Origin of the sequence: Glutamicibacter sp. BW80 (genome assembly GCF_002332385.1) — a bacterium.
Classification (GTDB): Bacteria; Actinomycetota; Actinomycetes; order Actinomycetales; family Micrococcaceae; genus Glutamicibacter.
In genome coordinates, this window is sequence record NZ_NRGV01000064.1 from 1 (window position 1) to 1,052 (window position 1,052).

Here is a 1,052-nt window from a genome sequence, read left to right on the forward strand (position 1 = left end):
AAGCAGTATTCCACGAGGCTGAAGTTCCCGGTCCCGGCGTCGATGGAATCCTGGGTTGCTGACGCGAATGGTTCACCGGTGTTCATGGTCATGGCTAAACCTTCCACTTCCTTGGTGGGCGAGCTGCGCCGGCTGACCCCGAAACTGCGGGACATGATTGGTGATGAGCGGCGCGTGCTGATCGGCTTTGACCGCGAAGGGTGGTCCCCGCAGCTATTCCATGACCTCTCCCGGGCTGGTTTTGATCCGCTCACCTGGCGCAAGGGCGCCACCGAAGACGTTAGCCCGGACCTGTTCGGCAAGGTTGAGTATGCGGATCAGTTCGGTACCAAGCATGAGTACGGGAAGGTTGCCGACACCACCGTCACGCTGGCCTACGGGCCTGCTGGTCAGGAAATCTGTTTCCGGATGAGGCAGATCAGCCGGATCGTGGCCGCTGGTAAGCAGGTCCGTGAAGCCACTGGCCAAGAGCATCGCCAGATCCATATCCTCACCACCAACACGGACCTGCCAGCAGCCGAGATCGTGTTTCGTATGAGTGCACGGTGGCGGCATGAAAACTATTTCCGGTATGCGCGCCAGCATTTCGCGTTGGATGCCCATGACAGTTACCAAGCGTTCACTGATGATAGTGAACGTCGGGTGCCGAATCCTTTGAAGGACAAGGCGAAGCAGAAACGCGACGCGCTGGCCGCGAAAGTGCGGGCGTTGGCCGCTGCCGCGGACGTTCAGGAGCTTGCCCTGTGTTCCCCGGAACCAGGGGAGGCGGTGACGATCACTAATAAGATGCTCAACGAATTGAACGCTCCGGTATTGGCAGCTGAGAAGCAGCTGGCGCAGGCGTCTAAGGAGTATCAGGCGATGTCAGCGAAACTCCCTTTGGGTGAAGTGAACCCTGGGCAGCAGGTGCTGGAATCTGAGTTGAAGCAGGTGTTGCACGCGTTTCGGATGGCCGCGTATAACGTCACGATGATGCTGGTCACCCAGGTGCGTACGCAGACCGGTTATAAGGCAGCGTCGAGCCAGGCTCATGTGTTTGTGCGGCAGGCGTT

1 protein-coding gene is annotated in these 1,052 nt (G+C 59.0%); it reads left to right on the forward strand.

Features of this window, described 5'->3' with window-relative positions; genetic code table 11:
* Nucleotides 1-42: 42 nt before the first annotated feature.
* Nucleotides 43-1,052: putative transposase (locus CIK76_RS16655; RefSeq protein ID WP_343252147.1), on the forward strand; the 1,010-nt coding region annotated here is incomplete at its 3' end.